The sequence below is a fragment of the Pseudomonas ulcerans genome, from assembly GCF_036324125.1.
In the GTDB taxonomy this organism is placed as follows: domain Bacteria; phylum Pseudomonadota; class Gammaproteobacteria; order Pseudomonadales; family Pseudomonadaceae; genus Aquipseudomonas; species Aquipseudomonas ulcerans.
In genome coordinates this window covers 1-21,932 of the sequence record NZ_JAZDQN010000067.1, presented here as the reverse complement: position 1 = coordinate 21,932, position 21,932 = coordinate 1, and the positions used below count along the sequence as shown (strand labels likewise).

Annotated in this window: 1 protein-coding gene and 2 pseudogenes; all 3 read right to left on the bottom strand. The window is 68.2% G+C overall.

What is annotated here, in order from left to right:
* Positions 1-117: 117 nt before the first annotated feature.
* A pseudogene (locus V0R59_RS30190) lies at positions 118-1,962 on the bottom strand (amino acid adenylation domain-containing protein); the annotation flags it as partial.
* A 24-nt stretch (positions 1,963-1,986) separates the two neighbouring features.
* Positions 1,987-20,718, bottom strand: a pseudogene (locus V0R59_RS30185) (non-ribosomal peptide synthase/polyketide synthase); the annotation flags it as partial.
* Between the two features lie 65 nt (positions 20,719-20,783).
* On the bottom strand, positions 20,784-21,539 hold the full coding sequence (locus V0R59_RS30180) for a thioesterase II family protein (protein ID WP_330077255.1): 756 nt from the start codon (positions 21,537-21,539) through the stop codon (positions 20,784-20,786).
* Between the last annotated feature and the right edge of the window lie 393 nt (positions 21,540-21,932).

The window sequence follows — 21,932 nt, the reverse complement described above, 5'->3', positions numbered from 1 at the left end:
TTCACCGTGTTTTTTTCACGTTTTGCCCGGGCCGCGGGGGGGTGGGGTTTACCCCGCTTTGGCTACGTTCATTCCCCGACGCAATCGCGGGTAAACCCGCTCCCACAGGGTCCGTGGTTACAGCGCTTCCAGCTCGGCCATCAGGTCCGACAGACGATCCACCTTGGCCTCGTCGACCCGCTTGTCCTGCTGCCCGACGATGTACCCCGCCAACGCCTGCAAGGTGTTGAGCTCGAACATCGCCCGCAGCGGCACATGGCATCCCAGTTCCTTCTGCACCCGGCTGACGATCTGCGTGGCCAGCAGCGAGTGCCCGCCCAGCTCGAAGAAGTCGTCGCTCATGCCGACCTTCTCCACCTTCAGCACCTCGGCCCAGATCGCCGCCAGTTGCCGTTCCAGCTCACTGGCCGGCGCCACGTAGGCTGCATGGGCATGGCCGATATCCGGCTGCGGCAGGGCCTTGCGGTCGAGCTTGCCGTTCGGTGTCAGCGGCAGCTGTTCGAGGAACAGCCACTGGGTCGGCACCATGAAGCCCGGCAGGTCCTGGGCCAGCGACGCCTTGAGCCCGTGGGCCAGCTCATCGCCGCCGGCCACGCCCTGCCCGGCCACGATCCAGGCCACCAGTTGCGTGCCGCTGGCGCTGTCGCGGGGCAGCACCACCGCTTCGCGCACCGCCGGCTGGCGCAGCAGCAAGGCTTCGATCTCGCCCAGCTCGATACGCAGGCCGCGGATCTTCACCTGGTGGTCGATACGACCGAGGTAGTCGATCACCCCGTCGGCGCGGTAGCGCACCAGGTCGCCGGTGCGGTACAGGCGCGCGCCCGGAGTGAACGGATCGGGCACGAAGCGCTCGGCCGTGAGGTCGGGACGCTTGTGGTAGCCACGGGCCAGGGCATCGCCACCGACATACAGCTCGCCAGCGCTGCCCACCGGGCAGACCTGCAGGTGGCTGTCGAGGACATAGGTGCGCACGTTGGCGATCGGCCGGCCGATGGCGGCGATGACGCTGTCCACCGGGCCGTCGATGCGCAGGCTGCTGGTATCGATGGTGGCTTCGGTCGGGCCGTACAGGTTGTACACCTGGCCGCTCCACTGCTCCCGCAGCTGTTGCACCAGCGCGGCGCTCAGCGCCTCGCCGCCGAAGGCCAGGGTGCGCAGCGAGTCCAGCTGGCCAGGCTGCACGCCCGGCAGCAGGGCCTGGAGCACCGAAGGCGCCAGTTGCAGGACGCTGACGGCGTGCTCGGCCACCTCGCTCCACAGCAACGACAGGTCATCGCTCAGCGCCGGGCTGGCCAGTACCAGTTGCGCACCGTTGAGCAGTGGCAGCCAGAACTCCCAGACCGAGGCGTCGAAACTGAACGCGGTCTTCTGCAGCACGCGGTCCTGCGGCGTCAGTTGCAACTCGCCCTGCATCCAGAACATATGGTTGGCCAGGGCGCCATGGCGGATTTCCACGCCCTTCGGCCGGCCGGTGGAGCCGGAGGTGTAGATCACGTAGGCGAGGTTGTCCGCGCCCAGGTGCACCTGCGGCGGCACGGCCTCGGCGAGGTCCTGCCAGTCGATCAGTTCGTCGAGGACCAGGCTCTGCACGCCCGGATTGAGCGGCAGGTCGCCGAGCAGCGAGGACTGGGTCAGCAACAGGCGGATGCCGCTGTCGCGGACCATGTAGTCCAGGCGCTCGCGCGGGTAGGCCGGGTCCAGCGGCACGTAGGCACCGCCGGCCTTGAGGATCGCCAGCAGGCCGACCACCATTTCCAGGCTGCGCTCCAGCGAGATGCCCACCAGCACGTCCGGGCCGACGCCCAGCGCCACCAGGCGATGGGCCAGGCGGTTGGCCTGGCGATCCAGCTCGGCGTAGCTCAGTTGCAGCTCGCCGAGGATCAGCGCCGGGGCCTCTGGCGTCGCCTGCACCTGGGCTTCGATCAGGTCGTGGACGCACGCCTGTGGCCAGTCCACCGTGGTGGCGTTCCAGTCATGCAGCAGGTGCTGGCGCTCTTCTTCGTCCAGCAGCGGCAGTTCGCCCAGCAGCGCCTGGCCGTCGCTGGCCAGGGCCAGCAGCAGGTGCTCGAAGTGGCGCACCAGTTGCGCGATGGCCGCGGCGTCGAAGTGCCGACGGTCGTAGCTCAGCGCCAGCGACAGCTGCTCGCCGGCCTCCACCGCCAGGGTCAGCGGATAGTGGGTCTGCTCCTGGTTGATGACCCCGGCGAAGCTCGGCGCACGAGGCGATGCCTGTTGCAGGGCTTCGGCGATCGGGTAGTTCTCGAACACCATGATCGAGTCGAACAGCGCCTCGCCACCCCAGCCGGCCCAGCGCTGCACTTCGTACAGCGGCGTGTGCTCGTGCTCACGCAGGACCAGGTTGAGCGCCTGCACTTCTTCCACCCATTGCGCCACCGACTGCTCGGCGCGCGGGCTGCCGACCACCGGCAGGGTGTTGATGAACAGCCCGAGCTGTTCCTCGACCCCCGGCAAGTCTGCCGGACGCCCTGCCACCGTGGCGCCGAAGGTCACCGTGGCATGGCCGGTGTAGCGTTGCAGCAGGAGCATCCAGCTGGCCTGCAGCAAGGTGTTGAGGGTGACCCGCTGCTCGCGGGCGAACTCGCCCAGTTGCGCGGTGATGGCGCTGCTGAAGTCATGGCGCAACTCGCCATGGCCCTGCCCCGCCTCGGCCGCATGGAAGCACGGCGCCAGGCGGGTCGGTGCGTCCAGTTCGGCCAGCTGGCCGCTCCAGAAGCGCTCGCTGGCGGCGACATCCTGGCGTTGCAGCCAGCGGATGTAGTCCGGGTAGCGGCCACTTGGTGCCGGCACCTGCTCGCCGTGATAACGCTGCAGCACTTCGCCGAACATCCGCGAACCGCTCCAGCCGTCCAGCAGGATGTGGTGGCAGGTGAACACCAGTTGGTGCACATCGTCACCGGTACGCAGCAAGGTCAGGCGCAACAGGCACTCACCTTCGAGATCGAAGCCGCGCTGGCGATCGGCCTCGGCGAAAGCAGCGATGGCCGCGTCGAGGTCAGTACGACCCCGCCAGTCCTGGATCTCCAGCGGCACCGCGACCTGCTTGCGGATCACCTGCAACGGCTGGCCCAGGTGGCTGACGAAGTTGGCTCGCAGCACCTCGTGGACATCCAGCACGGCCTGCCAGGCCGCGCGGAAACGCTGCTCGTCGAGGCCACGCACTTCGGCGCGCATCTGGTTGACGTAGCTCGGTGAATCTTCCTCGTACAGGCTGTGGAACAGCATGCCCTGCTGCATCGGCGACAGCGGGTAGATATCGGCGATGCCCGCCGCCAGCGGCAGGCTGTCCAGTTGCGCCTGGTCGAGTCCGGCCAGGGGGAAGTCCGACGGCGTCACACCGCCCGATGCCGCGTCCAGGCAATGCTCCACCAGCTGGCGCAGCTCGACGCCGTAGGCATCGGCCAGGCCTTGCACGGTGGCGCTGTCGAAGACCTCGCCACTGAAGCTCCAGAGCATTTCCAGCTGGCCATCGAGCACCTGGCCGTTGATCGCCAGCAGGCTGCCCAGCGGCGCCTCATCGCCCTGGCCCTGGCCGCTGCCTTCGCCGGACGGCGCCAGCAGCGCATCGTCAGCGGCGAAGCTGCCGTCCAGCTGGCCAAGGTAGTTGAACACGATCTGGCCTTGGGGCAGCGCCGCCAGGCGGCGTTGCGCCTGCTCGTCACCGAGCCAGCGCAGCACGCCGTAGCCGAGACCCTTGTGCGGCACCGCACGCAGCTGTTCCTTGACGGTCTTCAGCGAGGTCGCCAGGTCGGCAGCGGCGCTGAGCTTGACCGGGTACAGACTGGTGAACCAGCCGACGGTGCGGGTGGTGTCGATGCCGTCGAACAGCTCTTCGCGGCCATGGCCTTCCAGGCGCACCAGGGTGTCGGCCTGCCCGGTCCAGCGCCCGATCACCCGCGCCAGGGCGGTGAGCAGCAGGTCGTTGATCTGCGTGCGGTAGGCCGCCGGGGCGTCCTGCAGCAGTTGCCGGGTCAGGCTGGCATCCAGGCGCGTACTCAGGGTGACTTCATGCTGGTGCAGGCGACCGCCTTTGGCGTTGTCCAGCGGCAGCGCCTCGCTGACGCCCTGCAACTGCGCCTGCCACCAGTCCAGCTCGGCGGCGAGGGCCGGGGTAGCGGCCCAGGCTTGCAACTGCTCGGCCCAGGCACGCACCGAGTGGGTCTTGTCGGCCAGCGCCGCGCCGTTGTAGGCCGCTTGCAGGTCTTCCAGGAGGATGCGCCAGGACACCCCGTCCACCGCCAGGTGATGGATCACCAGCAGCAGGCGCTGCTCGCCCTGCGGCAGGTTGACCAGCAGGCCGCGCAGCAGCGGACCTTCGACCAGGTCGAGGCTGCGCTGGGCTTCATCGCACAGCGCCCGCACGCCGTCGCGGCTGTCCAGCTCGCGGACCCACAGCAGTTCACCGGCCGAGTTGTCACGGAAGCTGGCATTGCCGTCGACGACGCTCAGGCGCAGGGCATCGTGATGCGCCACCAGGCGCTGCAATGCGCTTTCCAGGCGCGCGCCGTCCAGCGACACGGTCGGGGTGAACAGCACCGACTGGTTCCAGTGATGGCGCTCGGGGACCGGGCTGTCGAAGAACCAGCGCTGGATCGGCAGCAACGGCGTCGGCCCGCTCAGCGGCCCCTGCTCGATACGCGCCGCCGAGGCACGCTTGGCCACCTGGGCGATGCCCTGGATGGTCTGGCGCTGGAACAGGTCCTTGGCGCTGAACAGGATGCCGGCCTGGCGGGCACGGCTGACCACCTGGATGGAGATGATCGAGTCGCCGCCCAGCTCGAAGAAGTTGTCGGTAACGCCAACCTCGTCCAGCTTCAGCACCTCGGCCCAGATTGCCGCCAGCTGCGCTTCCACGGCGCTGGTCGGGGCGACCACGGCCTCCCGCGCCTGGCTCAGGTCCGGCTTGGGCAGCGCACGGCGGTCGAGCTTGCCGTTGGCGTTGACCGGCATCTGCTCCAGCCAGACGAAGTGGCTCGGCACCATGAACTCCGGCAGGTGCACCTTGAGGTGGGCCTTGAGGATGTCCTTGAGTTCGCCGGTGTCACGGCCAAGGTCACGGGGCACCAGATAGGCCGCCAGCTGCTTGCCGTTCGGGCCGTCGATATCGATGACGCTGGCCTCGCGCACCGCCGGGTGTTCCTGCAGGCGCGCGTCGATCTCGCCGAGCTCGATGCGCAGGCCGCGGATCTTCACCTGGTGGTCGATACGCCCGGCGTACTCGATGATGCCCTCGCCACGATAACGGGCCAGGTCGCCGGTACGGTACAGGCGACCGCCGTCGGTGGAGTACGGATCCGGCACGAAGCGTTCGGCGGTCAGCGCCGGACGGTTGTGGTAGCCGCGAGCCAGGCCCACGCCGCCCAGGTAGAACTCGGCGGCGCAACCCGGCGCGGCCGGCAGCAGGTCGTCTTCGAGGATATGGGTCTTGATGTTGTCGATCGGGTGGCCGATCGGCACGTAGCTGTCATCCAGGGAACAGGTCCAGTGGGTGACCTCGATCGCCGCCTCGGTCGGCCCGTACAGGTTGTGCAGGTCGGCGTGGGGCAGGCGCTTGAGCACCTGGGCCGCCAGTTCCACCGGCAGCGCCTCGCCGCTGCACATCACCCGACGCAGGCTGGTGCAGCGTTCCACGTCCTCGTGGATCATGAAGGCCTGGAGCATCGACGGCACGAAGTGCACCGTGGTGATGCCGTATTCGCGGATGGTCGCCAGCAGGCGGTCGGGGTCGCGATGCTCGCCAGGCTGGGCCACCACCAGGCGCGCGCCGGAGAGCAGCGGCCAGTAGAACTCCCAGCCCGACACGTCGAAGCTGAACGGGGTCTTCTGCAGCACGCTGTCGCTGGCGTCCAGCCGGTAGGCCTTCTGCCCCCAGTGCAGGCGGTTGACCACCGCGCGGTGGCTGTTGCCGGCGCCCTTCGGCTTGCCGGTGGAGCCGGAGGTGTAGATCACGTAGGCGAGGTTGTCGGCGACGCTGCGCGGTTGCGGGTTGGCGTCGCTGTACGACGCCAGTTCCAGGCGGTCCAGGCTCAGGGCCTGCACCTGGTCCGGAATCGGCAGGCGCTCGCGCAGCGCTTCCTGGGTCAGCAGCAGGCGCACGCCACTGTCCTCGATCATGTAGGCCAGGCGGTCCTGTGGATAATCCGGGTCCAGCGGCACGTAGGCCGCACCGGACTTCATGATCGCCAGCAGGCCGATGACCATTTCCAGGCTGCGCTCCACGGCCAGGCCCACCAGGGCATCCGGGGTGGCGCCCAGCTCGCGCAGCTTGTGCGCCAGCTGGTTGGCGCGGCGGTTGAGCTGGGCATAGCTCAGTTGCTCGCCAGCGAACACCAGCGCCGGGGCATCCGGGGTCGCGGCGACCTGGGCCTCGAACAGCTGGTGGATGCAACGCTCGCCGGGGAAGTCCGCGGCGGTGGCGTTCCAGTCGCGCAGGATGCGCTGCCGGCCGGCGTCGTCGAGCAGCGCCAGTTCACCGATGCGCTGCTGCACGTCAAGGCTCATCGAACGCAGCAGTTGCTGCCAGTGCGCGGCCATGCGGGCGATGGTGTCCGCCTCGAACAGCGCGGTGGCATAGGTCAGCGAGGCGCTGAGGCCGTCGTCCTGCTCGACGGTGTGCAGCATCAGGTCGAACTGCGCGGTGTGCTTGTGCGACGGCACGGCTTCCAGGCTCAGGCCGGCCAGTTGCGGCGCCAGGCGCGGCGCCTCGCTCTGGTGGTTGTACATCACCTGGAACAGCGGGCTGCGGCTCAGGTCGCGTTCCGGTTGCAGGGCTTCCACCAGTTGCTCGAACGGCAGGTCCTGATGGGCCTGGGCGTCCAGGGCCTGGCGCTTGACCTGTTGCAACACGGTGGCGACCGAGGCCTGTGGAGCGAACTCGGCCTTGAGCACCTGGGTGTTGACGAAGAAGCCGATCAGCGCTTCGGTCTCGGCGCGGTTGCGGTTGGCGATCGGCACGCCGACGCGCACGTCGGACTGGCCCGAATAGCGATGCAACAGGGTCTGGAACGAAGCCAGCAGGAGCATGAACAGGGTCACGCCCTGCTCCCTGGCGACCAGGTTCAGGCGCGCGGCCAGCTCGGCGTCGAGGCTGAAGTTGAACTGCGCGCCGGCAGTGCTCTGCACCGGCGGCCGCGGATGGTCGGTGGGCAGCTCCAGCACCGGCTGCTCGCCGCCGAGTTGCGCGGTCCAGTAGGCCAGCTGGCGGGCGGTCTCGCCGGCTTCCATCCACTGCCGTTGCCACAGGGCGAAGTCGGCGTACTGGATCGCCAGCGGTGCCAGTTGCACGGTCTCGCCCTGGCTGTAGCCGGCGTACAGGCGCATCAGCTCGTCGACAATGATCGGCATCGACCAGCCGTCGGTGACGATATGGTGCTGCACCAGCACCAGCACATGCTCGTCCTCGCCGAGGTGGAGCAGGCGCACCCGCAGCAGCGGACCGTTTTCCAGGTCGAACGGACGCAGGGTTTCGTCTTCGATCAGCAAGCGTACCTGTTGGTCACGCGGCAGTCCGGAGGCCGGCAGTTGCTCCAGGGCCAGCACGAACGGCGCCGGCTCATGGATGATCTGCACGGCCTGGCCACCGTCCTGGCGGAAGGTGGTGCGCAGGGTTTCGTGGCGGGCGACCAGGCTTTCGAAGCTCAGTTCCAGCGCGGCGATATCCAGTGCGCCGCGCAGGCGCAGGGCCGCCGGCATGTTGTAGGCGGCGCTGTGCGGCTCCAGTTGCCAGAGGAACCACTGGCGTTGCTGGGCGTAGGACAGCGCCAGCGGCTGGCGGCGGTCGGCCTTGACGATGGCTTGCAGCTTGCTGCTCTCGCCCTTCTCGACCTGGCGAGCGAAGCCGCGCAGGTCTCTCGCTTCGAACAGGCTGCGCAGCGACAGCTCGATCTTCAGGGCCTGGCGCACGCGGGAGATCACCTGGGTCGCCAGCAGCGAGTGGCCGCCCAGTTCGAAGAAGCTGTCGTCGAGGCCGACCCGCTCGATCTTCAGCACCTCGGCCCAGATGGCCGCCAACTGTTGCTCCAGCTCGCTGACCGGAGCCACGTAGGCGGTCTGCGACAACGTGGTATCCGGCTTCGGCAGGGCCTTGCGGTCCAGCTTGCCGTTCGGCGTCAGCGGCATGGCCTGCAGCACCACGAAGTGGGTCGGGACCATGTAGTCCGGCAGGTTGGCCTTCAGGGCAGCCTTGAGCGAGTCGACATCAAGTTCGCTGCGCAGGGTCAGGTAGGCCGCCAGTTGCTTGCCTTGCGGCCCCTCGATATCGAGGACCACGGTTTCGCGGATCGCCGGCTGTTCCAGCAGGCGGGTTTCGATTTCGCCCAGCTCGATGCGGTAGCCGCGGATCTTCACCTGGTGGTCGGCGCGGCCGACGTATTCCAGCACGCCATCGGCGCGGCGGCGGGCCAGGTCGCCGGTGCGGTACAGGCGCTCGCCCGGGGCGCCGAACGGGTTGGGAACGAAGACCGGAACGGTGCGACGAGTGTCGCTCACATAGCCGCGGCCGACGCCGGTACCGGCGACACACAGCTCGCCCACCGCGCCCAGCGGCACCAGTTCCAGGGCATCGTCCAGCAGGTAGATCAGGTTGTTGTCGGTCGGCGTGCCGATCGGCAGGTAGGTGCTTTCGGTGGCGGCCAGGTCGACGCGGAAGAAGGCCACGTCGTCCGAGCACTCGGCCGGACCATAGGCGTTGACCAGGCCGATCTGTGGATAACGCAGCAACCACTGGCGCGCCAGTTCCGGCGGCATGGCTTCGCCGGTCGGCAGCATCCAGCGCAGGCCATCGAGGTTGACGCGCTCTTCGGCCAGCAGGCCCTGGATCAGCGATGGCACGCTTTCCAGCACGGTGATGCCTTGCTGCTGGACATGGGCCAGCAATGCCTGCGGATCGCGGGCGATATCGTTCGGCACGATATCCACGCGGGCGCCGAACAGCGGTGCGGCAAGGAACTGCCAGACGGAAATGTCGAAGCTCTGCGAGGCGGTCTGGGCGATCACGTCCTTGTCGCTCAGGTCCAGGTACGGAACCTTGCTCAACTGGTTGTTGAGCATGCCGCGCTGTTCGACCATCACGCCTTTCGGCAGGCCGGTGGAGCCCGACGTGAAGATCACGTAGGCGAGGTTGTCCGGGGCGCTGTAGCGGCCCGGGTTGGTGATGGCATCGCTTTGCTGCACCTGTTCCCAGACCAGCAGTTGCACGCCCTCCAGCCCAACCAGCAATTCACGCGCCTGAGCCTCGCACGCGGCGCTGCACACCAGCACCGGCGCCCCGCTCTGCCCGATCACGCCGCTCAGGCGCTGGTTCGGCAGCGCCGGGTCCAGCGGCAGGTAGCCGGCGCCGGCCTTGAAGCTGCCGACGATCATTCCCAGCAGGTCCGGGCCGCGCTCGGCGAGCAAGGCGATTGGCTGGTCGAAACCGGCACCGGCCGCGATCAGGGCATGGCCCAGGCGGTTGGCGGCGGCATTGAGTTCGACGTAAGTGTGCTGCTCGCCGAGGTAGCTGATCGCAACCCGCTGCGGATGCAGGGCCACCTGCTCTTCGAACAAGGAAACGTAGCTGCGCTGAAGCGGGTACTCGCGGGCACTCTGGTTGCAGCCCTCGGTGAGGAAGCGGCGCTCGGCCTCGCCCAGCAGCGGCAGCTCGGCCATGTCGCCATGGAAGCCCTGCACCAGCGCCAGCAGCAGGCGCTTGAACTCGGCAAGCATGCCCTGCACGGTGCTTTCATCGAAGTAGCGCTGGTCGTAGGACAGGTGCAGGCCGAGGTCATCGCCCGGGTAGCACACGGCGGTCAGCGGGTAGTTGGTGTGGGTACGGCCGGAATCCGAGGTGGCGTTCAGGCTTTGCGCACGGTCCAGCACTGAGACTTCCACCGGCGCGTTCTCGAACACGAACAGGCTGTCGAACAGCGGCATGCCCTTGGGCAACTCGCTCAGTTCCTGGATATTCACCAGCGGCAGGTATTCGTACTCGCGCAGCTGCATGTTGCTGTCCAGCAGGCCATTGAGCCACTGGCGCACGCTGCGCCGTTCGCCGTCGAGCGGCAGGCCGACGCGCAGGGCGATGGTGTTGATGAACAGGCCGACGGTGCGCTGCATCTGCGGCATGTCCACCGGACGCCCGGCCACGGTGACGCCGAAGAGCACGTCGCGGTCGCCGCTCATGCGCCGCAGGGTCAGGGCCCAGGCGGCCTGGGCGAAGGTGTTGACGGTCAACTGGTGCTGCTGCGCCAGTTCCCGCAGGCGTGCGCCATCGGCCACGTCGAGGCGGGTATGGACGTCACCCACCACCATCCCGCCGCTTTCGCCGGCGTGCTCGCGCAGGTACGGGCGGTCGCTCGGGATCGGCGTCGGCCGCTCGAAGCCGCGCAGGTTGTCGCGCCACCAGTTGCGCGCCTGTTCCAGGCCACGCTGCTGCAGCCAGCCGATGTAGTCGCGGTAGCGCGGTGCCGGCGCCAGCTGGGCGTCGCGGCCTTCGCCGAGGGCCATGTAGAGGTCGAAGAAGTCGTTCATCAGCAGCGAGCGGCACCAGGCATCGATGAGGATGTGGTGGTTGCTCATCATGAACCAGTAGCTGGCCTCGCCGACGCGGATCAGGCGCAGGTGGAACGGCGCCTGGTGCAGCAGGTCGAAGCCGGCCTCGCGCTCGCGCTTGTGCAGGGCCTGGAGTTTGGGTTCCTGCTCGTCGGCGGGCACGTCACGCCAGTCGAGGTATTCCACCGGGGTCTCGCCCGGCTTGTGGATAACCTGCAGCATGCCCTCGCCGATATCCCAGCAGAACGAGGCGCGCAGGGCTTCGTGGCGGGCGACCACGGCCTGCCAGGCGCGGCTGAAGCGCTCGGGGTCGAGGTCGCTGTTGATGCGGTAGCGGTCCTGCATGTAGTACAGGCCGGTGCCCGGCTCCAGCAGGGTGTGCAGGAGCATGCCCTCCTGCATCGGGGTCAGCGGGAACACGTCTTCGATCTGCCCTGCCGGCACCGGCAGCGCATCCAGCTCGGCCTGGGTCAGGCGGGCCAGGGGGAAATCGGACGGCGTGAGGCCGCCGCTGCCGTCGGCGATGCAGTGCGCCACCAGCGCCTGCAACTGCGCCAGGTAGGCGTTGGCGATGGCCTCGATGGTCGCCACCTGATGGCGCTCGGCGCTGAAGGTCCAGCGCAGCACCAGTTCGCCGGCGTAGACCTGGGCATCGATGCTCAGTTCGTTGGGCAGCGGCGCCTGCGGGTCATGGGCAATGCCGGCGGACTCTTCCAGCGGGCGGAACAGCGCGTCGCTGGCGAAGCTCTGGTCGAACTGGCCGAGGTAGTTGAAGGTCACCGGCGCCACCGGCAAGGCCTGCATGACGGCACGGCTGGTGTCGTCGCCAAGGTAGCGCAGCACGCCATGGCCAAGGCCCTTGTGCGGCACCGCGCGCAGTTGTTCCTTGATCGCCTTGATCGATTCGGACAGCTCGCCGGCCGGGGTCAGGCGCAGCGGATAGGCGCTGGTGAACCAGCCGACGCTGCGGGTCAGGTCGATCTCGTCGAACAGGTTTTCGCGGCCGTGGCCTTCCAGCTGGACCAGCGCCGAGGGCTGTTCGGTCCACTGGCAGAGAACGCGGGCCAGGGCGGTGAGCAGCAGATCGTTGACCTGGGTGCGGTAGGCGCTCGGTGCCTGTTGCAGCAACTGGCGGGTGCGCTGGGCATCCAGGCGCACGCTGAGACTGTGGGCGTGGCGGTTCTGCTGACCACCCGCCGGGTCGAGGCCCGGCAGCGGCATCTCGCTGTCGCCCAACTGGGCTTGCCACCAGTCGCGTTCCTCGCGCAGCGATTCGCTGCCGGCATAGGTGCGCAGGCGCTTGGCCCAGTCGCGCATGGCGCTGGTCTTGGCCGGCAGTTGCACGTCCTGGCCGGTGTGCAACTGGCGATAGACGCTTTGCAGGTCTTCCAGCAACACGCGCCAGGACACGCCGTCCACCACCAGGTGATGGATCGCCAGCAGCAGGCGCTGCTCGCCCTGCGGGCCGTCCACCAGCAAGGCACGCAGCAGCGGGCCATGTTGCAGGTCGAGGCTGCGCTGGGTCTCGTCGTACAGCGCCGTGCAGTCGGCCATGTCGCTGACCTGGGCGACCCGCAGCAGCGGCTCGTCGGCGTTGCGGAATTGCGCCTGCCAGCTGCCGGCCTGCTCGCGGAAGCCGAGGCGCAGGGCGTCGTGCTGCTGTTGCACGGCCTGCAACGCCTGCTCCAGCAGCGCCGCATCGAGGGTCTGGGTGGGTGCCAGCAGGACCGCCTGGTTCCAGTGCTGGCGGTTGCTGATCGGTGTTTCGAAGAACCAGTGCTGGATCGGCGTCAGCGCCGATTCGCCGCTGAGCAGGCCCTGTTCGGCGCTGACCACCTCGTGGGTGGTGGCGACGGCGGCCAGGGTCTGCACGGTCTGGTGCTGGAACAGGTCGCGCGGGCTGAAATGGATGCCCGCCGCACGGGCGCGGCTGACCACCTGGATCGACAGGATCGAGTCGCCGCCCAGTTCGAAGAAGTTGTCGTCGAGGCCGACCTGGGCCACGTTGAGCACCTCGCCCCAGATCCGCGCCAGGCTCTGCTCCAGCGCGCTGCTCGGCGCCACGTACTGCTGGCGGTTGAGCTCCGGGTCCGGCGCCGGCAGGGCGCGGCGGTCGAGCTTGCCGTTGGCGGTGAGCGGCATGGCGTCGAGCAGGATCAGGTGGGTCGGCACCATGTAGTCCGGCAGTTGCGCCTTGAGCGCGGCTTTCAGCTCGTCGCGCAGGCAGGCCTGGGCCGCGTCGTCCTGGCTGGCCACGTCGCTGACCAGATAGCCGGCCAGTTGCTTGCCGGCCGGGGTCTCCAGGGCCAGCACCACGGCTTCGCGGATCGCCGCATGGTCGAGCAGGCGGGTTTCGATCTCGCCCAGTTCGATGCGGAAGCCACGGATCTTCACCTGATGGTCGACCCGGCCGATGTACTCCACCAGGCCATCGGCGCGCTGGCGCACCAGGTCGCCGGTGCGGTACAGGCGGCCGCCCTCGACGGAGAATGGATCGGCGACGAAGCGCTCGGCGGTCAGGCCCGGACGTTCGTGGTAACCCACCGCCAGCCCTGCCCCGCCGACATACAGCTCACCCGTGGAGCCTTGCGGCACCAGGGCCAGGTCGGTGTCGAGGATATAGGCAACCCGCGCCCCGACCACGTTGCCGATCGGCACGCTGGCCTGGCCTTCTTCCAGTTCGGCCGGCGACAGGCAGGCCAGCGGCATGACGACGGTTTCGGTCGGGCCGTAGGCGTTGAAGAACAGCTCTGGCGCGAAGGCCGCGCGGATGCGTTGCAGGTGCTCGCCGGTCAGCGCCTCGCCGCCGGTGATGCACATGCGCACCGGCAGTTGTTGCCCCTGGGTGGCGAGGAACTGCGCCAGCTGGCTGCCGTAGCTCGGGGTAAAGCCGAGGATGGTGACGCCCTGCTCGCGGATCAACCCGCAGATTTCCTCGGCATCCCACTGGCCCTGGGCACGCAGCACCAGGCGCGCACCGGTCAGCAGCGGCACCAGGAGGCGCTCGGTGGCGGCGTCGAAGTTGATCGAATAGAAGTGCAGCTCGCAGTCGTCCGGGCGCATGTCGAAGCGCTTGATCACCGCCTGGCAGTGCATGGCGATCTCGCCATGGCTGACCACCACGCCCTTGGGCAGGCCGGTGGAACCGGAGGTGTAGATCAGGTACGCCTGGTGTTGTGGCAGATTGACGAAAGGCAGCTCGCTGTCCGGGTAAGCGGCCAGCTTCGGCAGGTCTTCCTCCAGGCTCCAGCGCGCCACGCCTTCGGGCAGGTCGCCGAGGGCGTCGAGCAGTTTCGCGTCGCCGAGCAGCAGGCGCACGCCGCTGTCCTGGATCATGTACTGCAGGCGTTCCAGCGGGTATTCCGGATCCAGCGGCACATAGGCGCCGCCGGCCTTGAGGATCGCCAGCAGGCCGACGACCATCTCCAGCGAACGCTCCAGCGCCAGGCCCACGCGGACCTGCGGGCCGACGCCACGCTCGCGGAGCATCCAGGCCAGGCGGTTGGCGCGGGCGTCCAGCTCGGCGTAGCTGAGGGTTTCACCGCGGAACGTCAGGGCGCCGGCCTGCGGAGCGGCTTTCACCCGCGCGCTGAACAGGCTGTGGATGCACTGGTCGAGGCGCTGCTCGCCGGCTTCGGCGCCGAGGCTGTCGATCAGTTGCTGGCGCTCGTCGGCGGCCAGCAGCGGCAGGTCGCCGAGGCGTTGTTGCGGATCCGCCAGCAGCGCCTGCAGCAGGTTGCGCCAGTGCGCGGCCATGCGCGCGATGCGCGGTTCGTCGAAGAGGTCGGTGCTGTAGGTCAGGCAGCAGCCCAGGCGGTGGTCCAGCTCGGTGACTTCAAGGTTGAGGTCGAACTTGGTGGCGCGGGCATCGTTGACGATGTACTCCACGGTCATCCCGGCCAGCTCGCGGCTTTGCTGGAATTCCCAGCGCTGCACGTTGCACATCACCTGGAACAGCGGGTTGTACGCCGCGCTGCGCGGCGGTTGCAGCGCTTCCACCAGGTGGTCGAAGGGCAGGTCCTGGTGCGACTGGCCGTCGATCACCGTGTGGCGCACCTGCTCGAACAGCTCGCCGACGCTCATCTGCCCGTCGAGCTGCACGCGCAGCACCTGGGTGTTGAGGAAAGCACCGATCAGTCCTTCGCTTTCCGGGCGGATACGGTTGGCCACCGGCGCGCCGATGCGCAGGTCGGTCTGCCCGCTGTAGCGGTAGAGCAGCACGGCCAGGGCAGCGGTCATGGTCATGAACAGGGTCAGGCCATGCCTGGCGTTGAAGGCGCGCACGCGGCCGGCCAGGTCGTCGCTGAGGTCGAAGCGGAACAGTTCGCCCTGGTGACTCTGCACCGCAGGGCGTGGACGGTCGCCGGGCAGTTCCAGCAACGGGTGCTCGTTGCCCAGCTGCGCGGTCCAGTAGTCCAGCTGGCGCTGGCGCTCGCCGGACTCCAGCCACTGGCGCTGCCACACGCTGTAGTCGAGGTACTGCACCGCCAGCGGTTCCAGCGGCGACGGCTTGCCGTCGAGGAACGCCTCGTAGAGCTGGCCCAGCTCGCGGGCGAAGATGTCCATCGCCCAGCCTTCGGTGACGATATGGTGCAGGGTCAGGACGAAGTAGTGCTCCTGCTCGCCGGCCTTGACCAGGCAGGCGCGCAGCAGCGGGCCGGTTTCCAGGGCGAAGGGGGTGTGTGCCTCGCTGTCGGCGAAGGCTTGCAGGCGCGCCTGGCGCTCGGCGGCGGGCAAGGCGGAGATATCCAGCCACTGCATGGCCACGCCGGTCTCCTCGGAGACTTTCTGGCAAGCCACGCCGTCGATGCTCGGGAAGGTGGTGCGCAGGGTTTCATGGCGCAGGATCAGCGCCTGCAGCGCTGCCTCGAAGCAGCCGATGTCGAAGGCGCCACTCAGGCGCGCCATGCCGCCGACGTTATAGGCGGGGCTGTCCGGCTCCATCTGCCAGAGGAACCACATGCGCTGCTGCGAGTAGGAAAGCGCCACCGGCTGGTTGCGATCGACCTTGCCGATGGTCTGCTGGCTGTTGCGCGCACCGGCCGCCTGCAAGGCAGCGATCTGTGCGGCGAAGGCACCTAGCTCGCGGTGATCGAACAGCACCCGCAGGGCCAGCTCGACATCGCAGGCCTGGCAGACCCGGGAAATGATCTGGGTGGCCAGCAGCGAGTGGCCGCCCAGTTCGAAGAAGTCATCGTTCAGGCCGACCTGCGGCACACCGAGCACTTCGCGCCAGATCGCGGCGATCTGCCGTTCCAGTTCGGTCTGTGGCTCGACATGCTCGCGGGCCTGCCACTGCGGCTCGGGCAACGCGCGGCGATCGAGCTTGCCGCTCGGGCCGAGAGGCATCTCGTCCATGCGCACCAGTTGCGCCGGAACCATGTATTCCGGCAGTTCCAGGGCCAGTTCGGCCTTCAGGCGGGCGCTCTGCACGGCCTCGCCCTCCTCGCTCGCCTCGGCGGTGTAGTAGCCCACCAGTTGCGCGCCGGCGACGGTCTGGCGGACCAGCACTGCGGCCTGGCCGACGCCATCCAGCGCCAGCAGGCGCGCTTCGATTTCCTGCGGTTCGACGCGGAAGCCGCGCAGCTTCACCTGATGGTCGAGACGGCCGAAGAATTCCAGGGCGCCGTCGGCGGCCCAACGCACGCGGTCGCCCGTACGGTACAGGCGCGAGCCCGGCTCGCCAGCGGCATCCGGGACGAAGCGCTCGGCAGTCAGCGCGGCGCGGCCGAGGTAGCCACGGGCCAGGCCGATACCGCCGATGCACAGCTCGCCGGGCACGCCGTCAGGCTGGGCATTCAGCTCGCCATCGAGAACCCGGCAGACCACGTTGCCCAGCGGCCGGCCGATCGGCGAACGGGCGCCATCGCTGGTCTGGCAGTGCCAGTGGGTGACGTTGATCGCGGTCTCGGTCGGGCCGTAGCGGTTGTGCAGTTGCGCGTTCGGCAGTTGCGCCAGCACGCGGTTGCGCAGCTCGGCCGGCAGCGCCTCGCCACCGGAGAACACCCGGCGCAGGCTGGAGCAACCGGCGGTCAGCGGCTCGTCGATAAACAGCTGCAGCAGCGGCGGCACGAAGTGCAGCGTGGTCACGCCGTGCTGCTGGACCAGCTGGGCGATACGGTGCGGATCGCGGTGCTCGCCCGGTGCAGCGATCACCAGTGGGCAACCGGTGATCAGCGGCCAGAAGCATTCCCATACCGACACGTCGAAACTGATCGGTGCCTTCTGCATCAGCACGTCGCTTTCGTCCAGGGCGTAGGTGGCCTGCATCCATTGCAGGCGCTCGGCCAGGGCCGCATGGGTGTTGCCCACGCCTTTTGGCAGGCCGGTGGAGCCGGAGGTGTAGATCACGTAGGCGAGGTTGTCGCCGTGCAGGTGCAGGCCCGGCGCATGGCTCGGCCAGTTGTCCAGCTTGAGGGTGTCGAGGGCGATGGCGCTGACGCCGTCGGCGCTCGGCATGTCGCCGAGCAGATGGCTCTGGGTCAGCAGCAGCGAGACGCCGCTGTCGGCGAGCATGTAGGCGAGGCGCTCGCTCGGGTAGTCCGGGTCCAGCGGCACGTAGGCGCCGCCGGCCTTGATGATCGCCAGCAGGCCGATCAGCAGCTGCGGCGAGCGCTCCACGGCGATCGCCACCTTCACGTCAGGGCCGACGCCCTTGTCCCGCAGGTAGTTGGCCAGGCGGTTGGCCTGGGCGTGCAGGCCGGCGTAATCGAGGCGGCCGCCGTCCCACAGCAGCGCGGTGCGCTCGGGGCTGCGCTGGGCCTGTTGGTTCAGCAGTTCCGGCAGCCAGCGGCTGGCCGGGGTGCACGGCGCGGCGCTCCAGGCAGCCTGGCGCTGCTGCTCGGTGTCGTCCAGCAGGTGCAGGTCGCCGAGGGCAATCTGCACCTGCTCGCTGACCTGGGCCAGCAGGCGCACGTAGTGAGCGGCAAGGCGCTGGATGGTGCTGCGCTCGAACAGCTCGTCGGCATAGTCGAAGGACAGGTTGATGCGCCCGCTACGGTCTTCCTCGCTGTGCAGTTGCAGGTCGAACTTGGCTTCGCGGCTGTGCCACGGCAGCTCGTCGGCGAGCAGGCCCGGCAGGCGGCGCAGGGCGCCGAGGTCGCGTTGCTGGTGGTTGAACATGACCTGAAACAGGCCCTGCTCGCGGGCCTGGGGGAAGGCTTCGACCAGTTGATCGAACGGCAGGTCCTGGTGTGCCTGGGCTTCCAGCGCGGCCTGGCGGGTGCGGGTCAGCAGCTCGGCGAACGGCAGGCGCGCGTCCAGCTCGGCACGCAGCACCAGGGTGTTGATGAAGAAGCCGATCAGGCCCTGGGTTTCCTGGCGCGGGCGGTTGGCGCCGGGGACGCCGATGCGGATGTCGGTCTGGCCGCTGTAGCGGTGCAGCAGGGTCTGGAAGCTGGCCAGGAGGAACATGAACGGCGTCGACTGGCTGCCCTGCGCCGCCGCTTTCAAGGCTTTGCTCTGCTCCGCGCTCAAACGCAGGCTGTAGCGCGAGGCGCTGTGCTGTTTGCGGGTCGAGCGCGGGTGATCGGTGGCCAGGTGGAGGCTCGGGTGTTCGTCGCCCAGCTGGTTTTTCCAGTAGGCCAGCTGGCGCTCGGCTTCACCACGCGCCAGCCATTCGCGCTGCCACTGGCCGTAGTCGGCGTAGCGTACCGGCAGGGGTTCCAGGGCCAGCGGGTGCTCCTGCACGGCGGCGGCATACAGGCGCGAGAACTCGTCGATCAGCACGTTCAGCGACCAGCCGTCGGCGATGATGTGGTGCAGGGTCACCAGCAACTGGTGTTCCTGCTCGTCGAGGCAGACCAGCAGCACCCGCAGCAACGGGCCGTTTTCCAGGTCGAACGGCAGGCGTGCCTGTTCCTCGCGGATGGCCTGGGCGCGCTGGCGGCGCTCTTCCTCGTCGAGGTCACTGAGGTCGATGCGCTGGATCTCGAACGGAGCGGCAGCGTCGATGCGCTGCAGGGCCACGCCGTCCACTTCGTAGAAGCGCGTGCGCAGGGCTTCGTGACGTTCACTGAGGCGCTGGAAAGCTCCGCGCAGAGCGGTTTCGTCCAGCTCGCCACGCAGGTTGAGGCCGGCGGGAATGTTGTAGGCGCTGCTCTGCGGGTCAAGCTGCCAGGTAAACCACAGGCGGTTCTGCGCCAGGGATTGCGGCAGGCCTTCGTCACCGTCGAGGCGGGTGATGCCGTCCTGGGTCGTGGCGCCGGACTGCGCGCCTTCGATGGCGGCGACAAAGCCTTGCAGGGTCGGTGCTTCGAACAGCAGGCGCAGGTTCAGCTCGATGCCCAGGGCGTCGCGCAGGCTGGCGACCACCTGGGTGGCGAGGATCGAGTTGCCGCCCAGCAGGAAGAAATGGTCGTCGGCGGCGAGATCGTCGACTTGCAGGTGCTCGCGCCAGGTGCGCGCGACCAGTTCGCCCAGGTTGGACCGGGCCAGGCTTGCATTGCTGGACTTGGTACCGATGTGCGGGAACACCGCGTAGCTATCTAGGCTGCCATCGGCCAGGCGGGTGCGACAGGCCGAGCGTTGCAACTTGCCGCTGGAGGTCTTCGGCAAGGCGCCGGGGTTGAGCAGCACCACCACCGCCGGGGCCTGCTGGTAGGCGTCGGCGACGGTCTGGCGCAGGGTCTTGATCAGTTCGTCGGCGGGCACGTTCTTCTGCACGCTGCGACCGATTTCCGCAGCGATGCCGATGCCCTCGATACCATCCTGGGTGACGGCGAAGGTGGCGATGCGGCCCTTGCGCACCACGTCGACTTCACGCTCGATGGTCTGCTCGATGTCCTGTGGATAAATGTTCTGGCCACGGACGATCAGCATGTCCTTCAGGCGACCGGTGATGTACAGCTCGCCGTCGCGCAGGAAGCCCAGGTCGCCGGTGCGCAGCCAGGTCTGGCCGTCTTGCTGGACGAAGGTTTTCGCGGTCGCCTCGGGGTTGCGCCAGTAGCCATGGGCGATGCTCGGACCGCAGGCCCAGACCTCACCGACCTGATTCTCGCCAAGCATTGCCAGGCTCTGTGGATCGGCGATCAGCACGCCGTGCTCCGGCTGGCTGGTGCCGCAGCTCATCACCGGGCTGCCCTGCCCCGGCTCGGCCACATTGCGCGCCAGCGACTGCTCGTCGAGGCGCAAGTGCGGGATGCCCTGGCCACGCTTGCCACCGGCGACGAACAGGGTCGCCTCGGCCAGGCCATAGGAGGCGAAGAAGCTGCTGGCGTCGAAACCGCAGCCGGCGAACTTCTCGGCGAAGGCATCCAGGCTGTCCAGGCGGATCGGCTCGGAGCCGGAATAGGCCACGCGCCAGCCGCTCAGGTCGAGACGGGCCAGGGCCGCGTCGCTGACCCGCGCCGCACACAACTGGTAGGCGAAGTCCGGGCCGCCGCTGATGGTGCCCTTGTACTCGCTGATCGCTTCCAGCCAGCGCAGCGGCCGGGTCAGGAAGTATGCGGGGGACATCAGCACGCAGGGCACGCCGCTGAAGATCGGCTGCAGCAGCCCGCCGATCAGGCCCATGTCGTGGTACAGCGGCAGCCAGCTGACGATCACGTCGTCCGGGTTGATATCGATGCCGAAGCCGTGGCGGATGAGTTGTTCGTTGGCCACCAGGTTGCCGTGGCTGACCTGCACGCCCTTGGGCAGCGCGGTGGAGCCGGAGGTGTATTGCAGGAAGGCGATGTCGTCGCCGCCCAGTTCAGGCGCTTGCCAAGCGGCGTCGGCAGCGCTGTCGAGGTCGTCGACGCAGAGCAACGCCGGAGCGCCCTCGGCCTTGAGCTCGGCCACTTCCAGCAGGCTGTCACGCAGGGCCGACGCGGTCAGGACCAGGCTCGGCTCGGCGTCGGCGATGATCGACAGCAGGCGCTCCTGGTGGTGACGGCGGTTGGACTCCGGCGGATAGGCCGGCACGGCGATGATCCCGGCGTACAGGCAGCCATAGAACGCAGCGACGTAGTCCGGACCACTGGGAAACAGCAGGATCGCGCGATCGCCCAGCGCGGCGCGACCTTGCAGGGCGGCGGCGATGGTGCGCGCGCGCAGGTCCAGGTCAGCGTAGGTCAGCACGATGCCCTGGTCCTGCTCGTCGGACAGGAAGCGCAGGGCCAGTTTGTCTGGCGTCTGCTCGGCGCGACGTTGAAGGGACTGGGCCAGGGTGGCTGGAAGTTCGAACGCATCCATGAGGGATTCCTGCTGAATTCGGCTTGGCAAAAAAGGGGTCGAGGTAAGGCTGCGGGCGCCGCGGTTCAACCGGCGGCGCGGGCGTCGCGGTTGCGCCAGCGCGCAAGGTGCTGATCGGCGTAGCGGCGCAACTGGCGCAGCAGGCGCTCCTGCTCGTCGATCAGGTAGAAGTGATGGCCTTCGAACATGTCGAGGGAGAAGCCGGTGCTGGTTTCGTCCTGCCAGTCCAGCAGTTCGTCGACACTGACCGAGTCGCGCTTGCCGCCGAACACGTGAATCGGCACCGCCAGCGGCGTGCGCTGGCCGTAGACGAAGCTGCCGCAGACGAGGAAGTCGGCGCGCAGGATCGGCAGTACGAGTTCCAGCAGCTCCTGGTTGGCGATCACGCTTTCGCTGGTACCCCCCAGTTCGCGCAGGCGGGCGATCAGCTCGTCGTCGCTCTTGGCGATGGCGTATTCGCTGACATCGCGGCGCGAAGGGCCGGCGGTGGCCGAGGTGAACAGCGCCAGCGGGGCCGGCAGGCCGCGATCACGCAGGACGTGGGCCAGTTCGAAGGCCAGCAGGCCGCCGAGGCTGTGGCCGAACAGGGCGTAGGGACGCTGCAGCTCGCTGGCGATGTCGTCGGCCAGGCGATTGGCCAGTTGCACCATGTCGGTGTGCAGCGGCTCGATCATGCGCATGCCGCGGCCGGGCAATTCCAGCGGGCGGATTTTCAGCCAGGCCGGCATCCTGGCCTTCCACGGGCTGTAGCAGGTCGCGCTGGCGCCGGAATAAGGCAGGCAGAACAGGGTCAGGCCGGGTGCGTCGCGTTCGATGCCCATTTATCGTTTTCCTGTAGGTGCACGCCCCGGCCATGACAACGGCCGGGCTTGTCTCACAGAAGAACGGATGGCATGTGGAAATAATTAGTCGCATCTGCCGAACGAGATGCCAGAAGCGACGCGATCCCTGTGGGAGCGGGTTCACCCGCGATGGCGGCAGTGGATTCACTACAGCAATCGCGGGTGAACCCGCTCCCACAGAGGTCGCGATCCACCGGAAGAGGGAGTTTCAGAACAGAAACGCCAGAAACGAAAAAAGCGACCCTGAGGTCGCTTTCTTCGTTTTGCTTCGAGGAGTTCAAGGGCCTCGAAGCGGATATGGCGCAGCGGACGGGACTCGAACCCGCGACCCCCGGCGTGACAGGCCGGTATTCTAACCGACTGAACTACCGC

Excerpts from the sequence above, each read along its gene's own strand:
- V0R59_RS30180 (WP_330077255.1), bottom strand. The coding sequence starts at position 21,539 with ATGGGCATCGAACGCGACGCACCCGGCCTGACCCTGTTCTGCCTGCCT.